The following is a 20543-nucleotide window of genomic DNA, read 5'->3' as shown; positions in this document are numbered from 1 at the left end:
AACCGCGTAATAGACTTGTTAAAAAAGCACCTTCGGGTGCTTTTTGTATTTAAAAATTCATTTTATAGGTTTTAAGATCATTTTCTGTGCACTATACTCATCGACCAAGCTGTAAAAAATGACCCATTAATCATCAATCGTAGTTTGTTTGATAGTGACGGAGTACAGAGAATATGACTACCCATGAAGCACGCCGAATTATTTCATTTTTAAAAGAGAAAGGGATCCACGGCGCTTGTTTATCTGACATTGCAAAAGCGACTGATATGGACCTGTTAAAACTGAAAGAGTACATGAATGAGTACAACGAACTTTTCAGTAAAGTAGGTTCAACAGATAAATATACTTTGAATCGATTTGGTCCGTATCAAGGCAATGCAGAGCAAATGCTGGCATTTGTTGAAAAATACAATCACTCTAAACTGTGTTTTGATAAACGAATTATTTGGATGTCGTCAATGATTGCTGTGTTATTTGCGGTGTTTGCAACTAATATTTCTTAAACACAAAGAAAGGAGCTTTCAGATAAGGAAGCTCCCCAAGATACCGCACCGGGTATAGCCCTTGAACCGTGAAGTTCAAGGCGGAAAATACTACGTTACCGTAGGCTTCTCGGTTCATGCCGAGCTTGCACAATAGTAAAGAAACTATCTTCCTGATAAAAAAGTATCGGCTCAGGGACATAACCCATTTGCGCGCATCTCAGGGAACAAAACTTTTAACTTTTTAAGACTGATGTCTTGAAGCGCGCACTGTACCACGCGCTGATTGTATTTCAAGTACATAACTCAGTTACTTTGTATTTTAGTTTTTGAATGCGTGTTTTTCCAGCAAACAGCTTAGATATAGTTCAAATTATGCAAGTCTGTTTGTTGCACTCGAAGCTCGGTGATAACATATAGAGATTATTATTTAGGTACTTAGGCAATCCAATATGGCCGATTCTCAATTACCCGATTACGATTCATTTGATTTTTTCCTTCATCAAAATGAGCTGCCGTGCTCTGCTGCTGAAATTCACGGTATCATCTGCGGCTGTTTATGCGCAGGCATGCCTTATCAACATGCACAGTGGCGTAAATTCATCAGTGAGTTTGCATTACAGGATGCAGAGGTTGACGACACAGTCGCGGAAAAATTCCGTCAGATGTATCAAACCACATATCATCAATTGCTTGATCCAAACTTTAGTTTTCAGGTGTATATACCAGAGAACGACGATATCCCATTGAATGAACGTGCGCAGATATTGTTAGAGTGGTTATCTGCGTTTATCTCATCTTTTGGTGCGGTTGTTGGTGAGCAATTTTCTGAGGTTGATGATGAAGTACGTGAAGCTTATCAAGATCTAATTGCCATTAGTCAAATGGATACTGAGATGGAAGAAACTGAAGAAAACCTGATTGCCTATGAGGAAGTTGCCGAGTACATACGCATGACAACCATCATGTGTTTTGGAGAATTAGGCGATCGAAGTGGGCAAGAAGGCGGTAAAGACGTTTTTCAAAAACCAACTTTACATTAATAAACGACAATTAAACCAAAGCCTTGAAATAGGGAATGCATATAATGAAGCCAGTTCAATTGGAATTTGCTAACAGACGTCAAGCGATATTGGCCGAGATGCTACCGGATAGCGTCGCTATTGTTGCTGCCGCATCAGAGCAAACCCGCAGTAATGATACTGAATATCCATTTCGGCAAAATAGTGATTTTTGGTATTTAAGCGGTTTTAACGAACCCGATGCGTATTTGTTATTGGTAAAAAAAGATGGAGTTGAAGAAAGCATTTTATTTTGCCGAGCTAAGAATAAATTGGCTGAAATTTGGAATGGCCGGCGACTCGGGCCAGAAAAAGCAGCAGAACAATTGGCATTTGATCATGCATTGCCAATTGAAGAATTTGAAGAATACGCCCGCAAAGTGTTAAACGGTGCGACAACTCTATATTGGCGACATGGAGACTCGGAGCTTGATCAAAAAGTTATTGCTTTGCTAAAAGCGGTTCGCAATATGGGTAAATTAGCGTCGACACCTCATCAACTATTCGACTTTTCTAAAATTGTGCATGAAAAACGCTTGTTCAAAACTGACTCTGAGATCGCCATTATGCAAAAAGCAGCAGACATCAGCACGGATGCCCACAAGCGCGCGATGAAAGTGTGCCAGCCTGGTATGTATGAATATCAAGTTGAGGCTGAGATAAAACATGAATTTGCGATGCAAGGCGCACGTTTTGAAGCATATAACAGCATAGTCGCGGGGGCGATAATGCATGTATATTACACTACACCGAAAACTCAGAGCTATTGCAAGATGGCGATTTATTATTGATTGATGCTGGCTGTGAATATCAGGGGTATGCTGCCGATATCACACGTACTTTTCCGGTAAACGGTCGTTTTAGTGAAGCGCAAAAACAGATTTATCAATTAGTCTTAGATGCACAAACTGAAGCATTAAAAGTCTTAAAACCGGGCAACACCCTACAGCAAGCAACAGATGTGGCGGTTGATGTTATTACGTTAGGGCTCATTGATTTGGGGATTTTAACGGGAACTTTGGCTGACAATAAAAACAGTCAGAATGAGCAACCGCCTGCTTATCGTAAGTATTTTATGCATGGTTTAGGTCATTGGTTGGGATTAGACGTGCACGATGTTGGTCAATATAAGTGTAATGGTACAGAGCGTGTATTAGAGCCAGGCATGGCTTTAACCGTAGAGCCGGGGATTTATATTTCTGAGGATGCAGATGTCGAGGACAAATGGAAAGGTATCGGTGTGCGCATCGAAGATAATATCGTTATTACAGACGATGGACATCAGATATTGACGGCCAATGTGCCAAAAACAATTGCGGAAATCGAAAGTTGGATGAGTGCCAATAACGCATGACAGATAAAGCTCAGTTTGACATAGCCATTATCGGCGGTGGTTTAGCGGGCAGTTGTATGGCCGCTGCCTTGTTAACTGCATTAGATACAATTAACTGCAAAATTGCAATTGTAGAAGCACAACCTGCTAAAAACATTGAACACAATAGTTTTGACAGCAAGGCAATCGCGCTGGCATATGGTTCGGTAAAAGCTCTGGCTAAATGGGGCATTTGGTCCGAACTAAAAAAAGTGGCTTATGCGATTGATAAAATTGAAGTCAGTGAGGCGGGCAGTGCTGGATACAGTTTTATCGATCTCGACCAATTTCATCAGGCTTTAGGTTATGTTGTTGAAGCTGCTCAGTTGGGGCAAGTTTTAACTTCCTTTTTGCAGCAATCAAAATATCAAGACAAACTGGAATACTTCTGCCCGGACGAGTTACAAACACTACAACAACACCAAGACCGGGTTGAGTTAACGCTTAAATCCGGCCAAAAACTTTCCGCCAATTTGTTGTTAGCATGCGATGGGGCAAATAGTCAGGTTCGAACTTTGGTTAATATCCCTGTGCATGAGCAAATTTATCAACAATCTGCAGTGACGACTAATGTACAAGTTGAATTAAATACAAAGCAGAATATTAGCCATCGAGCTTATGAGCGATTTACTGCGCATGGTCCTCTAGCAATGTTGCCAATTGCAGATGATAAATTTGGTTTGGTATGGTGTGGTTTGCAAGCGCAATCTCAGCACCTTATAAGCTGTAGCGAAGCTGAGTTTATTCGCTATTTACATACTCAGTTTGGCTATAAAGCTGGTAGAATTGTTAAAGTTGGTAAGCGTAATATGTATCCGTTAAAACGCTTGGCGATGCAGCAAATCTATCATCACAGGGTACTGTTTTTAGCCAATGCTTCACATACGGTCCACCCGATCGCCGGGCAAGGCTTTAATTTGGGTATTCGGGATATTTCGGCGGCGGCAGATTTGATTACACATGCAGTTCAACAGCAGCAAGACTTATGGCAAGTGCAAAACTGGCAAGGTTATATCGCGAACCGCAATCTGGATATTCAAACCATTTTATCTGCGACAGACATTTTAGTACGTGGTTTTTCAAATGATTATCAACCACTTAAATTTGCACGTAACGCTGGACTTATTGGCTTAGAGTTATCACCTTGGATAAAACGCAAATTTGCTCAAGCTGCTATGGGACTGGGAGTTTAACATGATAGATAAGTTTGATTTGGTTATTGTTGGGGCTGGCATCGTCGGCCTGACCTGTGCTTTAGCGGTGGCGCGAACAGGAAAAAAAATCGCTGTGGTTGCCGCAGAGTTGGCGGAAAAAAGGACCGCGGATAATGATAATGCAAGTTTGGATGCGTTACGGGTAAGTGCAATAAACCAAGCAAGTATCAATGCTTTTTGCCAATTAAATGTGTGGCAACGGCTAGCTGGTGAAGGTCATACACCATTTAGTGATATGTTAGTTTGGGACAAAAATAGTCACGGTAAAATTGAATTTAGCGCAGAAAATTATAACGCTGATTTTTTAGGCCAGATTGTGCAAAATAGTGCTTTGATTACGGCTTTGTTACTGGAATTAAAAAGTTATGATAACTGCCAACTATATCCGCATAATGCTAGCCAGCTTGATGCAAAAGAATCGGAACCTGTTTTATTGCAATTAGACAATAACCGTTTGTTACAGGCTGAGTTTTTGGTGGCGGCAGATGGCGCGCATTCTAATATCCGCAAGTGGCTGGATGTAAGTCTCAGTTTCTCTGAATATGGACAAACGGCAATTGTCGCAAATATTCAAACCAGTGAAAAACACCAAAATACCGCACGGCAAATTTTTACACCGTCTGGTCCACTTGCGTTTTTACCTTTAGCAAATCCGCATCAATCTTCTATCGTTTGGTCGCTTGATTTTGATGAATGCCAGCAAACACTGGCTTTGGATAAAAATGCTTTTGAGCATAAGTTAGCGGCTACTTTTGATGGAGTAATGGGGACAACCGAGTTGATTTCAGAGCGTATTTCATTTCCTTTGGTTGCTCGCTATAGTCAGCAATTTATTAAAAACCGGTGTTTATTGATAGGCGATGCAGCGCACACTATTCATCCGCTTGCTGGGCAAGGGGCAAATTTAGGTATTATGGATGCGTTAGCTGTTGCCGAGTGTATTGGGGAGCATTGGCCGACGGAGGAAAGTTTACAAACTGACAAGCTTGCTGCAATGATGCGGCAAACCATGCGTTGGCGCCAGTTAGATGCACTAGAAAGAATCGCTGCGATGGAGATATTTAAACGTAGTTTTGGTAGTGATTTTTTACCATTGAAGATTGCGCGCGCAGAGGTAATGAATATTTTAAACCATATGACACCAGTCAAAAATCAGATGGCTAAAATTGCGATGGGGTTATCGGGTAAACTACCTGAACTAGCGAAAAAAATGCCGCTATAAATTAGACTAGCACAGTATATTCAAATTTACTGCTGTTATCCAAGCTCCAAGCTCCAAGCTCCAAGCTCCAAGCTCCAAGCTCCAAGCTCCAAGCTCCAAGCTCCAAGCTCCAAGCTCCAAGCTCCAAGCTCCAAGCTCCAAGCTCCAAGCTCCAAGCTCCAAGCTCGATTTGTAGGTCGCGGCTTTAGCCCGACACAAGCAGAAAGCAAAAATGTCGAAATATATATGGACGCCCTTAGAGAACGATCTTGTAACTCGAAACTCGTCTCTCTAAAGGACAAACTACACAGATCGCAGTTCAAAGCTCGCTACTTTTATCTTTTTTGCTTGATTGTCGGGCTAAAGCCGCGACCTACAATGTTGGCGAAACTTGTAGCTGGTAGCTCGAAGCTTGATTGTCGGGCTAAAGCCTTAGGGATCCCCACAATTAAGGTGACATCTCGTTTCCATAATGAGTAACTCAAAAGCTTCTTGGAGCATCGAATTTGTTATAGCAAAACTTGAATTCAGCAATATTCTTTTGGCCAGATAGCAATATGATAAGACACGCCTTCGCTTTTCGGTATTGGCCTGAAAGTGTCGGTGATAACCTTGCAATTCTGCAGCTTTTCCAATGACGTATAGTTGCCACTGAGCCAGCAAAGCGATGAGTAGCAATGCCTGTAAACGCTCGATAGATTGGCTTCTAGAGCGCCTTAAGCCCAGCCCATAATATTCGTTTTTAGTGTCTCTAAAAGCTTCTTCTATTGTCATTCTACGCTTGTAAATATTAACCAGAGCAAGAGCAGAAAACTCATCTTCAGGTAGATTACTGACCAGAAACCAGGGCTCACTGTTACCTTTTGAATATTTTTTATAGCTGTTGCAGTTAGGTCGTTTCGTGGGTTTTTTGTGTTTCTTTGGTGGGGGTGATGTTTTATACAAGACGCCTCTGCAAGACCACTTGTGTTGTTTTGATAAGACTAAACCTTTTAAGGCCGTGGGTTTTGTTTTGGCCTGTGAGTGATAGGCATCCACCAATGTCCATTCTGAGTTATCGTCTGTTTTACATTTTACAGTGCCACGAGTACGTGCAAGCCAATACCAATTTAATTTATCAATTGCTTTGAACCATGGCACTTTAAATCCAGCGTCTGTAACAATCACAGGACAACACTCATCGGGCAGAATCTGCTTTAAATTCTGAAGAAACTTGACATGAATTTTATGGTTATTCATAGCGCCTTCAGCGTGTACCTCTTCATAGATGGTAAAAGCTCGACCATCAAATGCGACCGAAGCTCGAAGTAGTACAAAGCTTTGGTCGTAAACACTTGACCAGTCAACAATAATGGGCAAAGCATCCTCAATTCCACCCGTTAAATAAGCGGTCAGAGTCTTATAAAATTGCGTGCGGTTTTGTTGTAATTTCTCATTTTTAAGTAATCTATCAACACGTTTGATGCAATGTTTTTCTGTAGTGGAAGGGCTTTGCTCACCAAGTGTTCTGCCAATCGCGGTTAGGCTTAACTTCGCACCATGTTGAACACAAGAAACGGTATCGGAGAGTGCCTTTTTAATTCGTTTATCCAGTGCTATTGAATTTTCTGAAAGCAAGTTTGATAATAACAATTTGATGCCCCTTGTTGTAACTTGTTTTTGGCGAAATTAGTTTAACCAATAAGTGGGCATCTTTTCAAAATTTGTGGGGAGCCTTAAGGCTAAAGCCGCGACCTACAATGTTGGCGAAACTTGTAGCTGATAGCTCGAAGCTTGATTGTCGGGCTAAAGCCGCGACCTACAATGTTGGCGAAACTTGTAGCTGGTAGCTCGAAGCTTGATTGTCGGGCTAAAGCCGCGACCTACAATGTTGGCGAAACTTGTAGCTGATAGCTCGAAGCTTGATTGTCGGGCTAAAGCCGCGACCTACAATGTTGGCGAAACTTGTAGCTGGTAGCTCGAAGCTTGATTGTCGGGCTAAAGCCACGACCTACAATGTTGGCGAAACTTGTAGCTGGTAGCTCGAAGCTTGATTGTCGGGCTAAAGCCACGACCTACAATGTTGGCGAAACTTGTAACTTGTAGCTCGAAGCTTGATTGTCGGGCTAAAGCCACGACCTACAATGCGGGCGAAACTTGTAACTTGTAGCTCGAAGCTTGATTGTCGGGCTAAAGCCACGACCTACAATGCGGGCGAAACTTGTAACTTGTAGCTCGAAGCTTGATTGTCGGGCTAAAGCCGCGACCTACAATGTTGGCGAAGCTCGTCGCTCGTCGCTCGTCGCTCGTCGCTCGTCGCTCGTCGCTCGTCGCTCGCAGCTAATTTCTCGTCCCCAACAATTCCATAGTGCCTCCGATCGCAGCCGAGTTTTCACTGATCGTTTTTTCATTTACAAAGGCCTTTAGATAATTGGGACCACCTGCTTTTGGCCCGGTACCGGATAGATTCATGCCCCCAAAGGGGTGGCTGCCAACAATAGCGCCGACTTGATTTCGGTTAATATAAATATTGCCGACCTTAGCTTGAGTCGCTAGTTTGTGCCAGTTCGTGGTATTGCGGCTATGAATGCAAAGTGTCAGGCCATATCCGAGCGCATTAAGTTGTTCAACTGCATTTTCAGCCTTGTCATAACAGACTAAGTGTAACACCGGACCAAAAATTTCTTCGCGCATTTCGTTTATCGAATCAATCTTAATTAAACAAGGTGCAACATAGTTTTGCGTTGTTAAGTGTTTGGGAAGTGGGGTTTGGTAAATAACTCGATTTTGTTCCTGCTGCAGTTTGATATATTGATTAATTTTATGTTTGGCGGCTGCATGGATAACGGGGCCAATATCGCATTCTGCTAGATTGGGCTCTGATATAATGAGTTCGGCCATGCATTGCTGCAAACGCGCTACAAAGTTTTCGTAGATGCTGTGATGTAATAATAAAATACGTGCAGCAGAGCAGCGTTGTCCAGCACTATAAAAAGCAGATTGCAGTACGTCCAATATAGCTTGCTCGTGCTGGGCTGTTGCATCCACTAGCATTGCATTTAAACCACCAGTTTCTGCGATCAATGGAATTTTGTTCGGGTGCTCTATTAATAATTTTTCGATATCTTTGGCGGTTTTATTTGAGCCGGTAAAACACACGCCATTCAAATTTAAGTGAGTGTACTCAGAGTGGCTTAACAGTAAGTTACCAATGGTCGAACCTTTAGCTAAACACAGCTGAAATACCCCTTCATTTATGCCAGATTGTTTGATTAACGCCATACTATATATCGCAATTACCGGGCAGGACTGCGCGGGTTTGGCAATAACGGTATTGCCACTCACCAATGCGGCGATACTTTGGCCTAAAAAAATCGCTAATGGGAAGTTCCACGGCGATATGCAAACAAATGTCCCTTTAGCTTGATAATGTAAATAGTTTTCTTCCCCCACAGTAGAAGGCAATTTTTGAGCGTGTAACTCATGCTTTGCCAATTCAGCATAGTAAAAACAAAAGTCTATTGCCTCGCGCCATTCGTTTAGTGCGTCTGATCGTGTTTTACCTGCTTCGTAAACCAGCAAGAATAGCAATGCATCTTGTTTTTCTATCAGTTTTTCTGCTAACCGCAATAGGCAATTGCTGCGCGTTTCGAGCGAGGTCTCACGCCATGTTAGTTGTGCATCAATAGCATTTGAGTAGAGTTGTTTTACGTCTTTGGTTTTGCTTAGGTAGGGCGCTGCGATTACTTGTAATTGTTTTTGTATATCTGCATGTGAACTTTGCGCAGGCGAGCGTTCGGTGCGCAATGGATCAAAAAACGCATCGTCAGGCCAACTTAACAGCAAATTATTAAAATGCGCCAGTTGTTGTTGTTCTGCCCAATCAAAACCCGGTGCGTTTTTGCGAGTTTGGTAAATATCTTTGGGCAAGCAAAGGCGTTTGTCTAAGTTATGATCAAGCGTCGTGTTAACCCCATTAAATTCGTGGGGTTCTATTAGGTTGTCGGCAGCTTGCGTTTGATCACTTAGCTTGTGGACAAATGATTGATTTGCGCCGTTTTCTAATAAACGCCGGATCAGGTAAGGTAAAACCGTTTTATGTTCGCCGACCGGTGCATAAACTCGTATCGGCCAATGGGTTAGCTGTGAAAATGCAGCGTAAAAACCTGTTCCCATACCATGTAGGTGTTGCCATTCAATTGTTTTGTTTTGCGGTTTGCATTGTTTACTTAATGCTTCAAGCTGGCAAATACTATTAATATTATGGCTGGCAAATTGAGGGACTAATTTTTGATTACCGCAGCTTAATAAATAGTGCGCACAGATTAAAAAATGAGCGTCTGTATCTTGTTTACAACGAAAAACCGGATAGTTGCGCAAACCTAACTGCTGAGCACGTTTTATTTCACTATCCCAATACGCCCCTTTAACCAGTCGAATAGGGATTGTACAATCTAGCTCAACCGCCAAACAATTTAACCAAAGTAGCTCTATCAAGGCTCTTTTGCTATATGCTTGCACCGCCAATCCAAATTGCTGCCAACCCTGCAAATGTGCGTTACGACGCACCGCCTCAAAAACCGCTAACGTTATCATCAATCTGTCAGATTCTTCTGCGTCTATCGTCAGGGCAATATCATGTTTTTTGGCCAGCATGGCTAATTGTAAAACGTCATTAATGAGTTTGTTTTTTATTTTTTCAAAGTGTAGAACGTCAAATTTTGCATGCAGAGCGGACAATTTAATGGAAATGCTATGATGTCTGGTTGTTTGAGAGGGTATATCTTTTTCTGATTTCCTGCGCTCAGCTAAAGTCATAATGGCTTGTTGGTAAGCATTAAAATATTGCTCTGCTTCCATCGAGTTTAGCGCCGCTTCACCTAAACAATCAAACGAGCATAACTGGTTTTTTTTATCTGCTTTAGCAACAGCTTCTTGCATATTCTGCGCATAAATAAAATGTTGTGCAAGTAAGTGCATACTCTTTTTTATCGCCGCGTAAATTAGTGGAGATGACATTCTTTTTATGGTTGGGTTTTGGTCAGATATCAGTTTTTTGCTGATTGTTAGCAGCTGTTCGCTGAGTTTCTCAAACGTATTTTGATTACTCTTTTGTGGTTGCCAACGAGCCATTTTATCTTTAATCAGTGCAATCGCGCTTGGTTTGTCTTCAACTCTAAGGAGTGCCTCTGCCAAACTCATCAATGCTTTGCCTTCTGCACTGTTGAGCTTTAAATGGGCAAAAAAAGTTTCGAGTGCCCAAGGTGTTTGCTGTATGTGTTCACGCGATTTTTGTATCAGTTCAATCGTCTGCTTGGCCACCTGCTTTTGTAATGTTGGGGGTATTTTAATTTGTATAGCGGATAGCTGGTGAGACAGCAGTTGATCGTCAATTAAATGGTATTCAACCATCATTTGATGCAAAGCAGATAGTTGCTGTTCTGCCTGCGTCAGATGGATTTTCTTTGAAAATATGGCGGATGAGAGCTGCATAAAAAACCATTAAACGCTGCTTCGCTTAATGCTAATTTTAGACGTTTTGTTGCAGAACGCTAAGTTGCAACGCAGAAAAGCAAAAACCGACCCAAAGGTCGGTTTTTGCAAGCGTTCACAATTTAAAAGAGATCAGGAGATCGTTTTCTGCGACGCGGCATCATTGCTAGGATGTAACCTATGATTAAGCTACCAAGTGATAACATACCGCCTTTAATAAGCCAGTCCATTTTAACTTTTTCTTGATTTTCAACGTCTTGTTGTTGCAGTACAGCTAGCTGTTTTTGCGCACTTTCTAGTTTGTTTTGTAAATCCTGAGTGCTTTGTGTGTGACGTTGTAGTTGTCCTTCAATCAGCATTTTTTCACTCTTTTGAGTATTCAACTCGTTTTCCAACTGGCTGAGTGACTCTGTTTTTTCTGCCAACTCGCTTTTCAGTGTTTTAAGCTGTTGTTGTATGCTGGCAGTCTGGCTGACATATTGGCTTTCTATCCAACCGGTTTTACCGTCTTCGTACTGAATTTGACTAAAACTGCCATCTTCCGACTTGGCCAAAATTTCAATTTGGCTGCCTGCCACTACGGTGCCTACAATGCGGTAATTTCGGGTAGGCCCTGTGTGTACAAATACCGTAAGTTCGTCAGAGATATAAGCTTTGTCGGTTTGTTGTGCGAATACAAAATTAGGCACAAGGGTGATAAGTGCGAGTGCGAATAGGCGTGATTTCATTAAAAGCTCCGAAATCTGATTGATTTTTATAGTTTTGTCCAAGCTAAGATGGCTACTATTAAAAACCTTATTGCATTTGATTACCAGTAATTAATCTGATTATCCGATATTTTCACAACACTAAAGCTTGAAGTCGTGGACTCCGTCAGGTATTTTCTCTTGCTATACTAAATTATGCGTGTTGCACGCCAGAAATCTTTAACCAAAAAATATGGAAACTGAGATAGAGCTTAAATTTGCCGTTGCGTCTTCAGAAGAAGACGAAGGTGAACCCATACTCGAACAATTGCAAAAATTATTGACGCCCATTCTTCAAAACCAAGGGTATAGCCACAAACGATTGACCAATACTTATTTTGATACAGCACAACAATCGCTAAGAGCGCTGGATGCTGGGTTAAGAGTCAGAACGGTAGATGGTGAATCAGAACAAACCTTAAAAACGGCTGGGAGCTCTGTCGGTGGCTTACATAAAAGGCCAGAATATAATATTCCAACGACAGCCAATGTACCCGATTTAAGTTTATTCCCTGCAGAAGCTTGGCCAGATCACGTTTCCATTCAAGATTTACAAGACGCGTTGACGCCGCTATTCACGACAGACTTTACGCGTCATAAATGGCGCGTGTTGTCACAAGAAAGCTTAATTGAAGTGGTTTACGATTCAGGTGCTGTCAGTGCACAGGAAAATCATACACCGATTCATGAAATCGAAATTGAACTGGTTGACGGCGACATGCGTGAACTGTTTAGTTTAGCCGACATACTTGTCGACAAATTACCACTGCGTTTATCAAACGACAGCAAAGCCGCACGCGGATATCGTTTGTTTTTAAACCAGCCCATGCAAGATAAAAAAAGCCTGGGTACGGTAAACCTGAGCGCAGATTTAGATGTTGAAACCGCTTTTGCACGAGCCATCGAGCATGGCCTGGCACATTGGCAACATCATGAAGAAATATATTGTCGAGAAGGACATATTCGCAGTTTAAAACAGCTATTACGCGGTATTTGGTTGGTGCGTCATACACTTTGGTTATTTCGTGATTATGTGCCCAAAAAAGCCAGCTCTGAAATCCGCAAAGAATTAAAATGGTTAAATAATGAGTTTGAATGGTTAGATGGCGCGCTCCATATCAAGCAACTTACTTCAAAAAAAGGCAACTATCGCAAACGCATTGGTGAAGATGAACGTCTGTTAAATTATTTAGAACAAACGTTTGCCAGCACGCTAAAAGAAAATGCTACTGTGCCTTTGTTTTATAGTCAAAGATATAATCGAGTCATTTTAAAACTAATGCGCTGGTTAACCGAGCGCGGATGGCGTTGTTATTCAGAAATAGATGAAAATTTACTGAGTGAGAATATTTACTCGGTTGCAACTAAACTGAATCAGCAAAGCTGGGTTAGAATCCAGAAAAAAATGCCATCAAAAGAACAATTCGGCATGCAAGATTACATTGATGTTGAGCGCTCGATTGGTAGAGGGTTACTAACCGGCGTGTGTGTCGGTAGTTTATACAATGAAAGTGACCGAATGGACTTTCGTTCGCCTTGGCTGGATATCATGGAAGGTATATCTGATTTGAAAACGCTGAATCTGTTTTTACAGTGTTTAGACTCATATACCGAAGACAATCAACAAGAGCTGCAGCAGTGGGCGGAAAATAAGATAACTAATTTAGTAAAAGTTATGGAGCAGTCGAGGCAGTCAGCTCTAAAAATGGTTCCATATTGGTAATTTTCTAAGCGATATAGGTTTTAAAAAATAATGATAAAAAAGTGGATAGTCGCATTTGATCAAGGTACCACCAGCTCCAGAGCTTTGGCTTTTGATATGGAAGGGCATGTTGTCGCTAAACGGCAAATTGAAACTGAATTGGATTATCCACATTTTGGTCGGGTTGAGCAGTCACCTGAATTTATCTGGCAACAACAGCTGGCGGTATTTGAGCTGTTATTAAGAGATTTACAAGCTCAGCCACATGATATTGCGGCAATCGGTATTTCTAACCAGCGTGAAACAACCGTTATCTGGGATAAAAAAACGGGGCAGGCAATTTATCCTGCTATCAGTTGGCAGGATACCCGTACGCAGGCTGATTGCCAGAAAATCAGAAACAGTCAAGATGCAAGTTGGATTTGCGATAAAACCGGCCTGCTACCAGATGCATATTTTAGCGCCAGCAAAGTTAAATGGATCTTAGACAATGTGGAGGGTGCCAGAGAACAAGCGCAGCGTGGTGAGCTGGCCTTTGGAACCATAGATTCTTGGTTGGTTTGGAATATGTCTGGGCAAAAAACGCATATTACAGACATTACCAACGCATCTCGCACCATGTTATACGATATTCATCGCCAAGTATGGGATAGCGATTTGCTGGCTTATTTTGATATACCAGCCGAAATACTACCTCAAGTTGTTGACTGTTCGGGAGAGCTAGCCATTTTTGAATACCAAAACAGTCAAATTCCAATTTGCGGAATTGCAGGTGATCAACAAGCCGCCTTGTTTGGGCAAACGTGTTTCCATCCGGGGATGGCCAAAAACACCTATGGTACGGGCTGTTTTTTGTTGATGAATACAGGTAAAAAAATCATTCGCAGCCATAATCAATTATTAAGTACTGTTGCTTGGCGTATTAATGGTGATATTCAATATGCATTAGAAGGCTCAGTATTTGTTGCAGGCTCTGCTGTGCAATGGATGCGTGACGCGTTGCACTTTATTGACAATGCCGCAGAATCAGAAGCGCTGGCGCAAAATGCAGAAGAATCAGAATTAGTAATCGTACCTGCATTTTCAGGATTAGGCGCACCCTATTGGCAAGGTCGTGCCAAAGGTGCGGTTTTTGGTATGGATTTTTCAACCGGACAAGCAGAGTTTTGTCGTGCTGTTTTACAGTCATTGGCGTTTCAGACGGCTGATTTGATTGATGCAATGTGCAGTGATACTGGCGAGCCATTCGTTAAATTAAATGTAGACGGTGGCGCATGCGCGAATGGTTATCTAATGCAATACCAAGCTGATATCTTAAATTGCCCGGTAGATGTACCGCTTGAGCATGAGTTAACCGCAACGGGCGCCGCATATTTGGCAGGTTTGCATCTTAAATGGTGGGATATGCAAACATTGGCACAAAAACGTGAGATCGCGCATCTGTACCAACCACAAATTACGCCAATCGAGCGACAAAAAGCGTTGGAAAAATGGCAGCGAGCCGTTAAATGTACTTTAGCATGGGCTGATGATCGGGCGTAAAAAACCGAACTATCCTTTATTTGAATCAATGCATGAGGCGCACAAACCATGCGCTTCTATTGTCGGTTTTAAAATTTTAAAGCCCGACTGCTTTGCTGCTTTATTAAGCGCATCATGAATGGTTTTATTATCGATTTCTTGCACATAACCACAATTATCACAAATCAATAATTGCGCCTTGTGGTGCTCAGCAAAATGGCTACATAACACATAGGCATTTTGCGATTCTACTTTGTGTACAAAACCCTGCTCAATTAAAAAATCAAGCGCACGGTAAATCGTAGGGGGTTTAGCTTTGGTATCAATTTGTTGAAGCTGAGTTAATAAATCATAAGCACCTACTGAGCCCTGTGCATCAGCTAAAAAACAAAAAACCTGTTCTCGTACTGGGGTAAATCGAGCACCATTTTGCTGACATACTGTACGTGCTTGTTCTAACAATTTATTACTCATAATGATGTGGTTCTACTCGCTTCTCTGTTCAGTCGTTAATTGTACTTGAAGAAATTACCATTACCAGCATTATAAAGGTATTACATCAAGGTTAGCGGGGTGCAATTAATTTGTCGTGAGAATGTATGCTGAGTGTTGCGGTATAAGACGTTTTCATTAAATCTTAGCTAAATTTTGTATTGTGCATTGATTCTGTTTTGCTCGCAGGGTACAAATTAGCCAGTAGTTTATTGTTTAAACTTACTCTGGAGTCAATTATGAGTAGAAGGAACCTAAAGGTTTTGCCCGGCCGACCTTACCCACTTGGAGCTAGTTGGGACGGAAAAGGGGTGAATTTTGCATTATTTTCGGAAAATGCAGACTATGTTGAATTGTGTTTATTTGATGCAAGCGGAAAAAAAGAAACGCACAAGTTCAAATTAGCCGAAAAAACCGATCAAGTTTGGCATGCATATATTCCGCAGTTAAAACCAGGTCAATTGTATGGATATCGTGTGCACGGCCCTTATAAGCCGAAAAAAGGGCTGAGATTTAACCCTTCAAAGTTACTGATAGATCCATATGCTAAATCCATCGTAGGCGATATTCGCTGGCATGACGCAGTTTTTCCCTATCAAGTGGGTGACGTGAGTAACCCAGACTTAGATCTTATTGCAGACACGCAAGATAGTGCGCCTTACATGCCCAAGTGTGCGGTTACTGACGCTCAATTTGACTGGCAGGATGATCAAAAACCGGATATCCCGTGGCATAAAACTGTGATTTACGAGTTACATGTAAAAGGCTTTACACAGCTTAATCCACATATTCCACCTCATTTACGTGGCACTTACGCTGGCTTAGCACAGCCTCAGGTGATTCGGTATTTAAAATCTTTAGGGGTGACCGCTGTTGAGTTGTTGCCAGTTCATTATTTTCTAAATGACAGGCATTTAGTCGAAAAAGGGCTTTGTAATTATTGGGGATACAATTCGATTAATTATTTTACACCGGATATGCGATATGCCAAAAGTGGCAAAATAGAAGAGTTTAAAGAAATGATAAAAGCTTTTCATGCTGCCGGTTTAGAAGTGATTTTAGATGTTGTCTACAATCATACTGCAGAAGGCAATCATCTAGGCCCTATGTTGTCCTTTAAGGGTATTGATAACCCTGCGTATTATCGATTAGTTGAAGACAATGAGCGTTATTATATGGATTACACCGGGACGGGTAATACCTTGAATATGATGACCCCTAAAGTTTTGCAACTTGTGATGGATAGTTTGCGCTATTGGATTGAAGAAATGCATATTGACGGTTTTCGTTTTGATCTCGCATCCGCGTTGGCTAGGGAGTTACATGATGTTGATAAACTCGGTGCTTTTTTTGACATCATTCATCAAGATCCAGTTATTTCTCAAGTTAAACTAATTGCAGAACCTTGGGATATTGGCGAAGGGGGTTATCAGGTTGGAAATTTTCCGGTTGGCTGGACAGAGTGGAATGGTAAATACCGAGATACTATTCGTTCTTTTTGGAAGGGAGATGAAGGTCAAATTGGTGAATTGGCTTACCGGTTAACGGGTTCAAGTGACTTATATGAGCATAGTGGTCGCAGACCCTATGCCAGTATCAACTTTATTACTGCACATGATGGCTTTACCCTACATGATTTAGTCAGTTATAACGATAAGCACAATCATGATAATGGAGAGAATAATCAAGACGGTGACAATCATAATCTAAGCTGGAATATGGGGAGTGAAGGACCCACTCGAAGTGCAAAGATTAATGCATTACGACAAAAGCAAAAGCGCAATTTTTTAGCGACTTTATTGTTGTCTCAAGGCGTGCCCATGATCACGGCGGGTGATGAATATTGCCGTACTCAAAATGGCAATAATAATGCGTATTGTCAGGACAATAAAATCAGCTGGTTTAACTGGCGCGAAACGGAAGAAAAAAATGCCTTGCTGGCTTTTACCAAAATGCTGTTGGCGCTTAGAAAAGCGCATCCGATATTCCATCAACGTCATTTCTTTCAAGGTCATCCGGTTAGAGGGAGTGAAGCAAAAGATATTTCCTGGATTTCAGTTGATGGGATGGAAATGTCTGAAGCAGAATGGGCCAGTGCTGAAACTAAATGTATTGGCATGCATTTGCATGGACAAGCGTTAAAAGAGTGCGATGAAAAAGGTAAGCCTTTAAGAGATACCGACTTTGTCATTTTGCTGAATGCACATGATTGTGCTGTTGAATTCGCAATGCCCAATAGCTTAGGAGAAGAGTATACATGGCGATTAGTTTTTGATACTGCACTGACGGAAACAAAACGCCAAGACAAACGAAAAAAATACCAGGCTGGAGATGTGTATTATTTGCAAAGTCGTTCGTTTGTTTTACTCAGTAAAAACCGCAAACAAAGTGTAGGACGGCCAGTCTAATACTGGCCACAAAATGTGCGCGTAACCGTAGCCGTTTTATAGCGTAACCTCAGCTAAGTAAATTGCACTTGCATAGCTATAGCGGTTTTCTTGGTGTTGCGAGTAATAACTAACGTGCAGTTTATTATCATGCGCTAGCATTGCAGGATAGCTATTATCACCGGCTGATGGTAGCTGTAAAACCGGCTTAATACTCTTAGTATTGATATCCAACTCGAACAACCAAGTGGTTAAACATCTAGGACGCTGAAAACGGCGCGCCGCAACTAAAATGCGTCCATTTTCTAGTTGAAGCATGCAAGGACCGCCTAAATATAAACCCAGATCGTACCATTTCCAGTTATGGTTAGAGATATTACTGATGCCCAGTTGAGCTGAAAATGAGTCAGCATCTCTTCTTAAGATACAAATCGTACGACCATCGGGCAGCTTTAACACATCACTCTCGTTTGGATAACCTTTCGCATTATTTTTAAGACTAAAGAGCGCATCGTTAACTAAGTGAAATGCCCTGAGTGGGTCGCCTTGATAGAGACGTACAGTATTTTGTTTGCGGTTGTAAGCAATCCCTAAATCATTTCGAATTCGCCACATCCACCAATTGTTGTGGCCTATTATTTTCGCTGAAGACCAGCTGTATCCGGTTAAACTGAAACTAATACAGTTTTCGTTTGCGATGTTTTGGCCGTTTTTATCAAAGCGTTTCCGGTAAAAACTGAGTAACATTTTACCACTATGGTGCTTGATGAGTTTAGGATCTCGTAAATCAGCAGAAATATGGCGCACCGAAGAGATCAACTGCCAACGCTTTAAATCGTCAGAGACGAGTATTCGGATGATGCCGTCTGGGCTTATATGGTTAGTGGCTTCTCTAAAGCAACAATAAAACCGGCCATTAAATTCGATTAAGTCAGTAAATGCATTGTGTCTGTTGTTGCGCCAGATGCAGTCAAGTTGAGTTAGCTTTGTCATATTATTCAGGTTATCCCATTTGCAGTAAGTATAAATGTGAAGCTTGTTTTAAGCGAATGAGATAAACATGCCCTAATTATATAATTTGCTATTACAGATATAAAATTTATTTTATTGCCATGCTTGTTGTTTTAGTTTTAATTTTTCGTGATATGTTTGTGCCAATCTTAATTAGCTTAAAGGCAATAAATGAAAGTACAAAATATTTTTAAAGGACTTTTGTTATTCGCTTTATTTGTGAGTAATTCGATAATGGCAAAACAATTTAAAGCATTGGTTTTTACTAAAACAAATGGTTGGCATCACGAATCTATCTTAGATGGCGTGCAAGCAATGAGGCGTCTAGCCGAGCGGCATCACTTTGATATGGAATGGCATGAAGACCCGAGCCGACTTAATGCAGAGAATCTTAAACAGTTTGATGTGATTGTATTTCTGTCAACAACAGGGGATATCTTTAACGCCGAACAAAAACGTGCAATAGAAGCGTTTATTCAGTCTGGCAAAGGATTTGTCGGCATTCACTCGGCTTCGGATACTGAGCATAACTGGCAGTGGTATACAAAATTAGTGGGCCATACATTTTACATACATCCTGAAATACAAACCGCGCGATTAAAGGTCGAAAATAAATTTTTTCCAGGTTTAGAGCATTTACCTGAGCAGTTCTTATGGACAGATGAATATTATGAATTTTCTGAAGGGTTAAATGAAAATTTGAATTACATTTTAACCGTTGATGAAAATTCGTATTCTACAGATGCACAATGGGGCGAGCTTAGCGCAAAAGGTATGGGCGATTTCCATCCAATTGCTTGGTATCAGCAGTATGATGGGGGGCGTTCATTTTATACGGCACTTGGCCATATGCCTGCGGCATACCAACAAGAAATCTTTTTAAATCATCTATACGGCGGTGTTTATTGGGCAGCAACCGGCAAAGGTATGCTCAATCAATAGTTTTTAGCCATTGCTGGAGAAATCGCTGGAAAAATTGCAAAAAAAAGGATTCTGTTTTCTAAGAATCCTTTTAAATTAATTTGTTTGTGTCAAATTATCCGCTGTTACTCAAACGATTAGAATTCGAAATTAAATCCAAATTCTTTCAGTTTTTCGTAAACGTTTATATCAAATCGATACAAAGTCGCGGCTCTATGTGCCACTGCCTGTTGTTTTTCTTTACAGTTGATTAGTAAATTCATTTTTTGAATTTTACGGCGGAAATTCGGTTTATCTAATTTAGTATCTAAAATTGCTTCGTAAATTTCTTGTAATTGCAAGAGCGTGAATTTTTCAGGTAATAAGCTAAAGCCAATAGGCTCATGGCGCACCTTGTATTTTAGATGCTCTAAACAAGCGTTAAGTATTTCTTTGTGGTCAAAAATCAGCTCGGGAACTTCTCGAATATCAAACCACGCAACTTCATGGGTATTATCGCCTTGCTGTAATTCGGCTTCTTCAAAGCGAACTAAAGAGTAATAGACGACGGTAATAATTCGACGGCCCGGGTATCGGTTAACTTTACCAAAAGCACCTAATTGGTCTAAGTATAAATTTACGACCCCTGTGGTTGAGGTGACAACTCGGTGAGCCGCTTCTTCTAAGCTTTCGTCGTATTGTACCCAGTGACCGATTAAGCCCCATTTATCAGCGGCTAACCCCTCTTTGTATTTGACTAACAATACCTTTAGTCGTCCGTTTTGCATTGCAAAAATTAAATTATCGACGGAAATACTCGGCATGACGTTTTCCGGTAATTGTTCTTCTTTATCCATTTCTGCTGCCATTAAAGTTTCAGTGTGTGTCATATTTTAATAATGATTATTTTAATTAGAAGGTTAACTTACAAACTAAACGCTGAACGTTTTCATCGTTTACAAATTTTTTCCAATCATACACC

General features: G+C 41.2%; 14 protein-coding genes, 1 other RNA gene and 1 pseudogene. 9 read left to right on the top strand and 7 right to left on the bottom strand.

What is annotated here, in order from left to right; all coding sequences use genetic code 11:
• Positions 1-173 precede the first annotated feature (173 nt).
• Complete coding sequence (locus FNT16_RS03490; protein WP_143870238.1) at positions 174-503, top strand: hypothetical protein; 330 nt, start codon at positions 174-176, stop codon at positions 501-503.
• A 28-nt stretch (positions 504-531) separates the two neighbouring features.
• Here the strand turns inward: FNT16_RS03490 and ssrS are convergent.
• Positions 532-712: non-coding RNA, 6S RNA (ssrS, locus tag FNT16_RS03485), on the bottom strand.
• Positions 713-934: 222 nt separating this feature from the next.
• On the opposite strand from ssrS, the gene FNT16_RS03480 reads away from it, so the two are divergent.
• The 4 genes and pseudogenes from FNT16_RS03480 (at position 935) to FNT16_RS03465 (ending at position 5351) form a co-directional block, all read left to right on the top strand.
• The gene (locus tag FNT16_RS03480) at positions 935-1525 is read left to right on the top strand and encodes a UPF0149 family protein (RefSeq protein ID WP_143870237.1); all 591 of its coding nucleotides are present in this window, start codon (positions 935-937) and stop codon (positions 1523-1525) included.
• Positions 1526-1569: 44 nt separating this feature from the next.
• A pseudogene (gene pepP, locus FNT16_RS03475) lies at positions 1570-2897 on the top strand (Xaa-Pro aminopeptidase).
• Complete coding sequence (ubiH, locus tag FNT16_RS03470) at positions 2894-4108, top strand: 2-octaprenyl-6-methoxyphenyl hydroxylase (protein ID WP_143870236.1); 1215 nt, start codon at positions 2894-2896, stop codon at positions 4106-4108. The pseudogene pepP and the gene ubiH overlap by 4 nt, the downstream one beginning before the upstream one ends.
• A gap of 1 nt (position 4109) precedes the next feature.
• The gene (locus FNT16_RS03465; protein WP_143870235.1) at positions 4110-5351 is read left to right on the top strand and encodes an FAD-dependent oxidoreductase; all 1242 of its coding nucleotides are present in this window, start codon (positions 4110-4112) and stop codon (positions 5349-5351) included.
• 411 nt (positions 5352-5762) lie between these two features.
• On the opposite strand, the gene FNT16_RS03460 is transcribed toward FNT16_RS03465, so the two are convergent.
• From FNT16_RS03460 to FNT16_RS03450, 3 genes are all read right to left on the bottom strand, one after another.
• The gene (locus FNT16_RS03460; RefSeq protein WP_185976664.1) at positions 5763-6962 is read right to left on the bottom strand and encodes an IS4 family transposase; all 1200 of its coding nucleotides are present in this window, start codon (positions 6960-6962) and stop codon (positions 5763-5765) included.
• A 687-nt stretch (positions 6963-7649) separates the two neighbouring features.
• Positions 7650-10802, bottom strand: a complete 3153-nt coding sequence (gene putA / locus FNT16_RS03455) for a bifunctional proline dehydrogenase/L-glutamate gamma-semialdehyde dehydrogenase PutA (RefSeq protein ID WP_143870234.1) — start codon at positions 10800-10802, stop codon at positions 7650-7652.
• A gap of 122 nt (positions 10803-10924) precedes the next feature.
• Entirely contained in the window at positions 10925-11530 is a 606-nt protein-coding gene (locus FNT16_RS03450) for a TIGR04211 family SH3 domain-containing protein (protein WP_143870233.1), read from the bottom strand.
• A 211-nt stretch (positions 11531-11741) separates the two neighbouring features.
• Between FNT16_RS03450 and FNT16_RS03445 the strand changes: the two genes are divergently transcribed.
• Together FNT16_RS03445 and glpK are read left to right on the top strand one after the other, a co-directional pair.
• Positions 11742-13271 carry a CYTH and CHAD domain-containing protein gene (locus FNT16_RS03445; RefSeq protein ID WP_143870232.1) on the top strand — a complete coding sequence of 510 codons (1530 nt, stop codon included), beginning with the start codon at positions 11742-11744 and terminating at the stop codon, positions 13269-13271.
• 30 nt (positions 13272-13301) lie between these two features.
• Positions 13302-14792, top strand: coding sequence for a glycerol kinase GlpK (gene glpK / locus FNT16_RS03440; protein WP_143870231.1), 1491 nt, complete (start codon positions 13302-13304; stop codon positions 14790-14792).
• A gap of 9 nt (positions 14793-14801) precedes the next feature.
• Here glpK and zur read toward each other — a convergent pair whose 3' ends face one another.
• Positions 14802-15245, bottom strand: coding sequence for a zinc uptake transcriptional repressor Zur (gene zur, locus FNT16_RS03435; protein WP_143870230.1), 444 nt, complete (start codon positions 15243-15245; stop codon positions 14802-14804).
• A 257-nt stretch (positions 15246-15502) separates the two neighbouring features.
• On the opposite strand from zur, the gene glgX reads away from it, so the two are divergent.
• A complete protein-coding gene (glgX, locus tag FNT16_RS03430; protein ID WP_143870229.1) occupies positions 15503-17671 on the top strand; it encodes a glycogen debranching protein GlgX in 2169 nt (722 codons plus the stop codon).
• A gap of 36 nt (positions 17672-17707) precedes the next feature.
• Here the strand turns inward: glgX and FNT16_RS03425 are convergent, their stop codons facing one another.
• Positions 17708-18643 (bottom strand): hypothetical protein, encoded by a 936-nt coding sequence (locus FNT16_RS03425; protein WP_143870228.1) that lies wholly within the window; start codon positions 18641-18643, stop codon positions 17708-17710.
• Between the two features lie 189 nt (positions 18644-18832).
• Here FNT16_RS03425 and FNT16_RS03420 point away from each other — a divergent pair, with 189 nt between their 5' ends.
• Entirely contained in the window at positions 18833-19603 is a 771-nt protein-coding gene (locus FNT16_RS03420; RefSeq protein WP_143870227.1) for a ThuA domain-containing protein, read from the top strand.
• A 116-nt stretch (positions 19604-19719) separates the two neighbouring features.
• On the opposite strand, the gene FNT16_RS03415 is transcribed toward FNT16_RS03420, so the two are convergent.
• The gene (locus FNT16_RS03415) at positions 19720-20430 is read right to left on the bottom strand and encodes an NUDIX hydrolase (protein WP_246072342.1); all 711 of its coding nucleotides are present in this window, start codon (positions 20428-20430) and stop codon (positions 19720-19722) included.
• Positions 20431-20543: the final 113 nt, after the last annotated feature.

Origin of the sequence: Catenovulum sediminis (assembly GCF_007289895.1) — a bacterium.
Taxonomy (GTDB): domain Bacteria; phylum Pseudomonadota; class Gammaproteobacteria; order Enterobacterales; family Alteromonadaceae; genus Catenovulum; species Catenovulum sediminis.
Note: the sequence above shows the minus strand (reverse complement) of the source record. Positions and strands in the feature narration are given on the sequence as shown.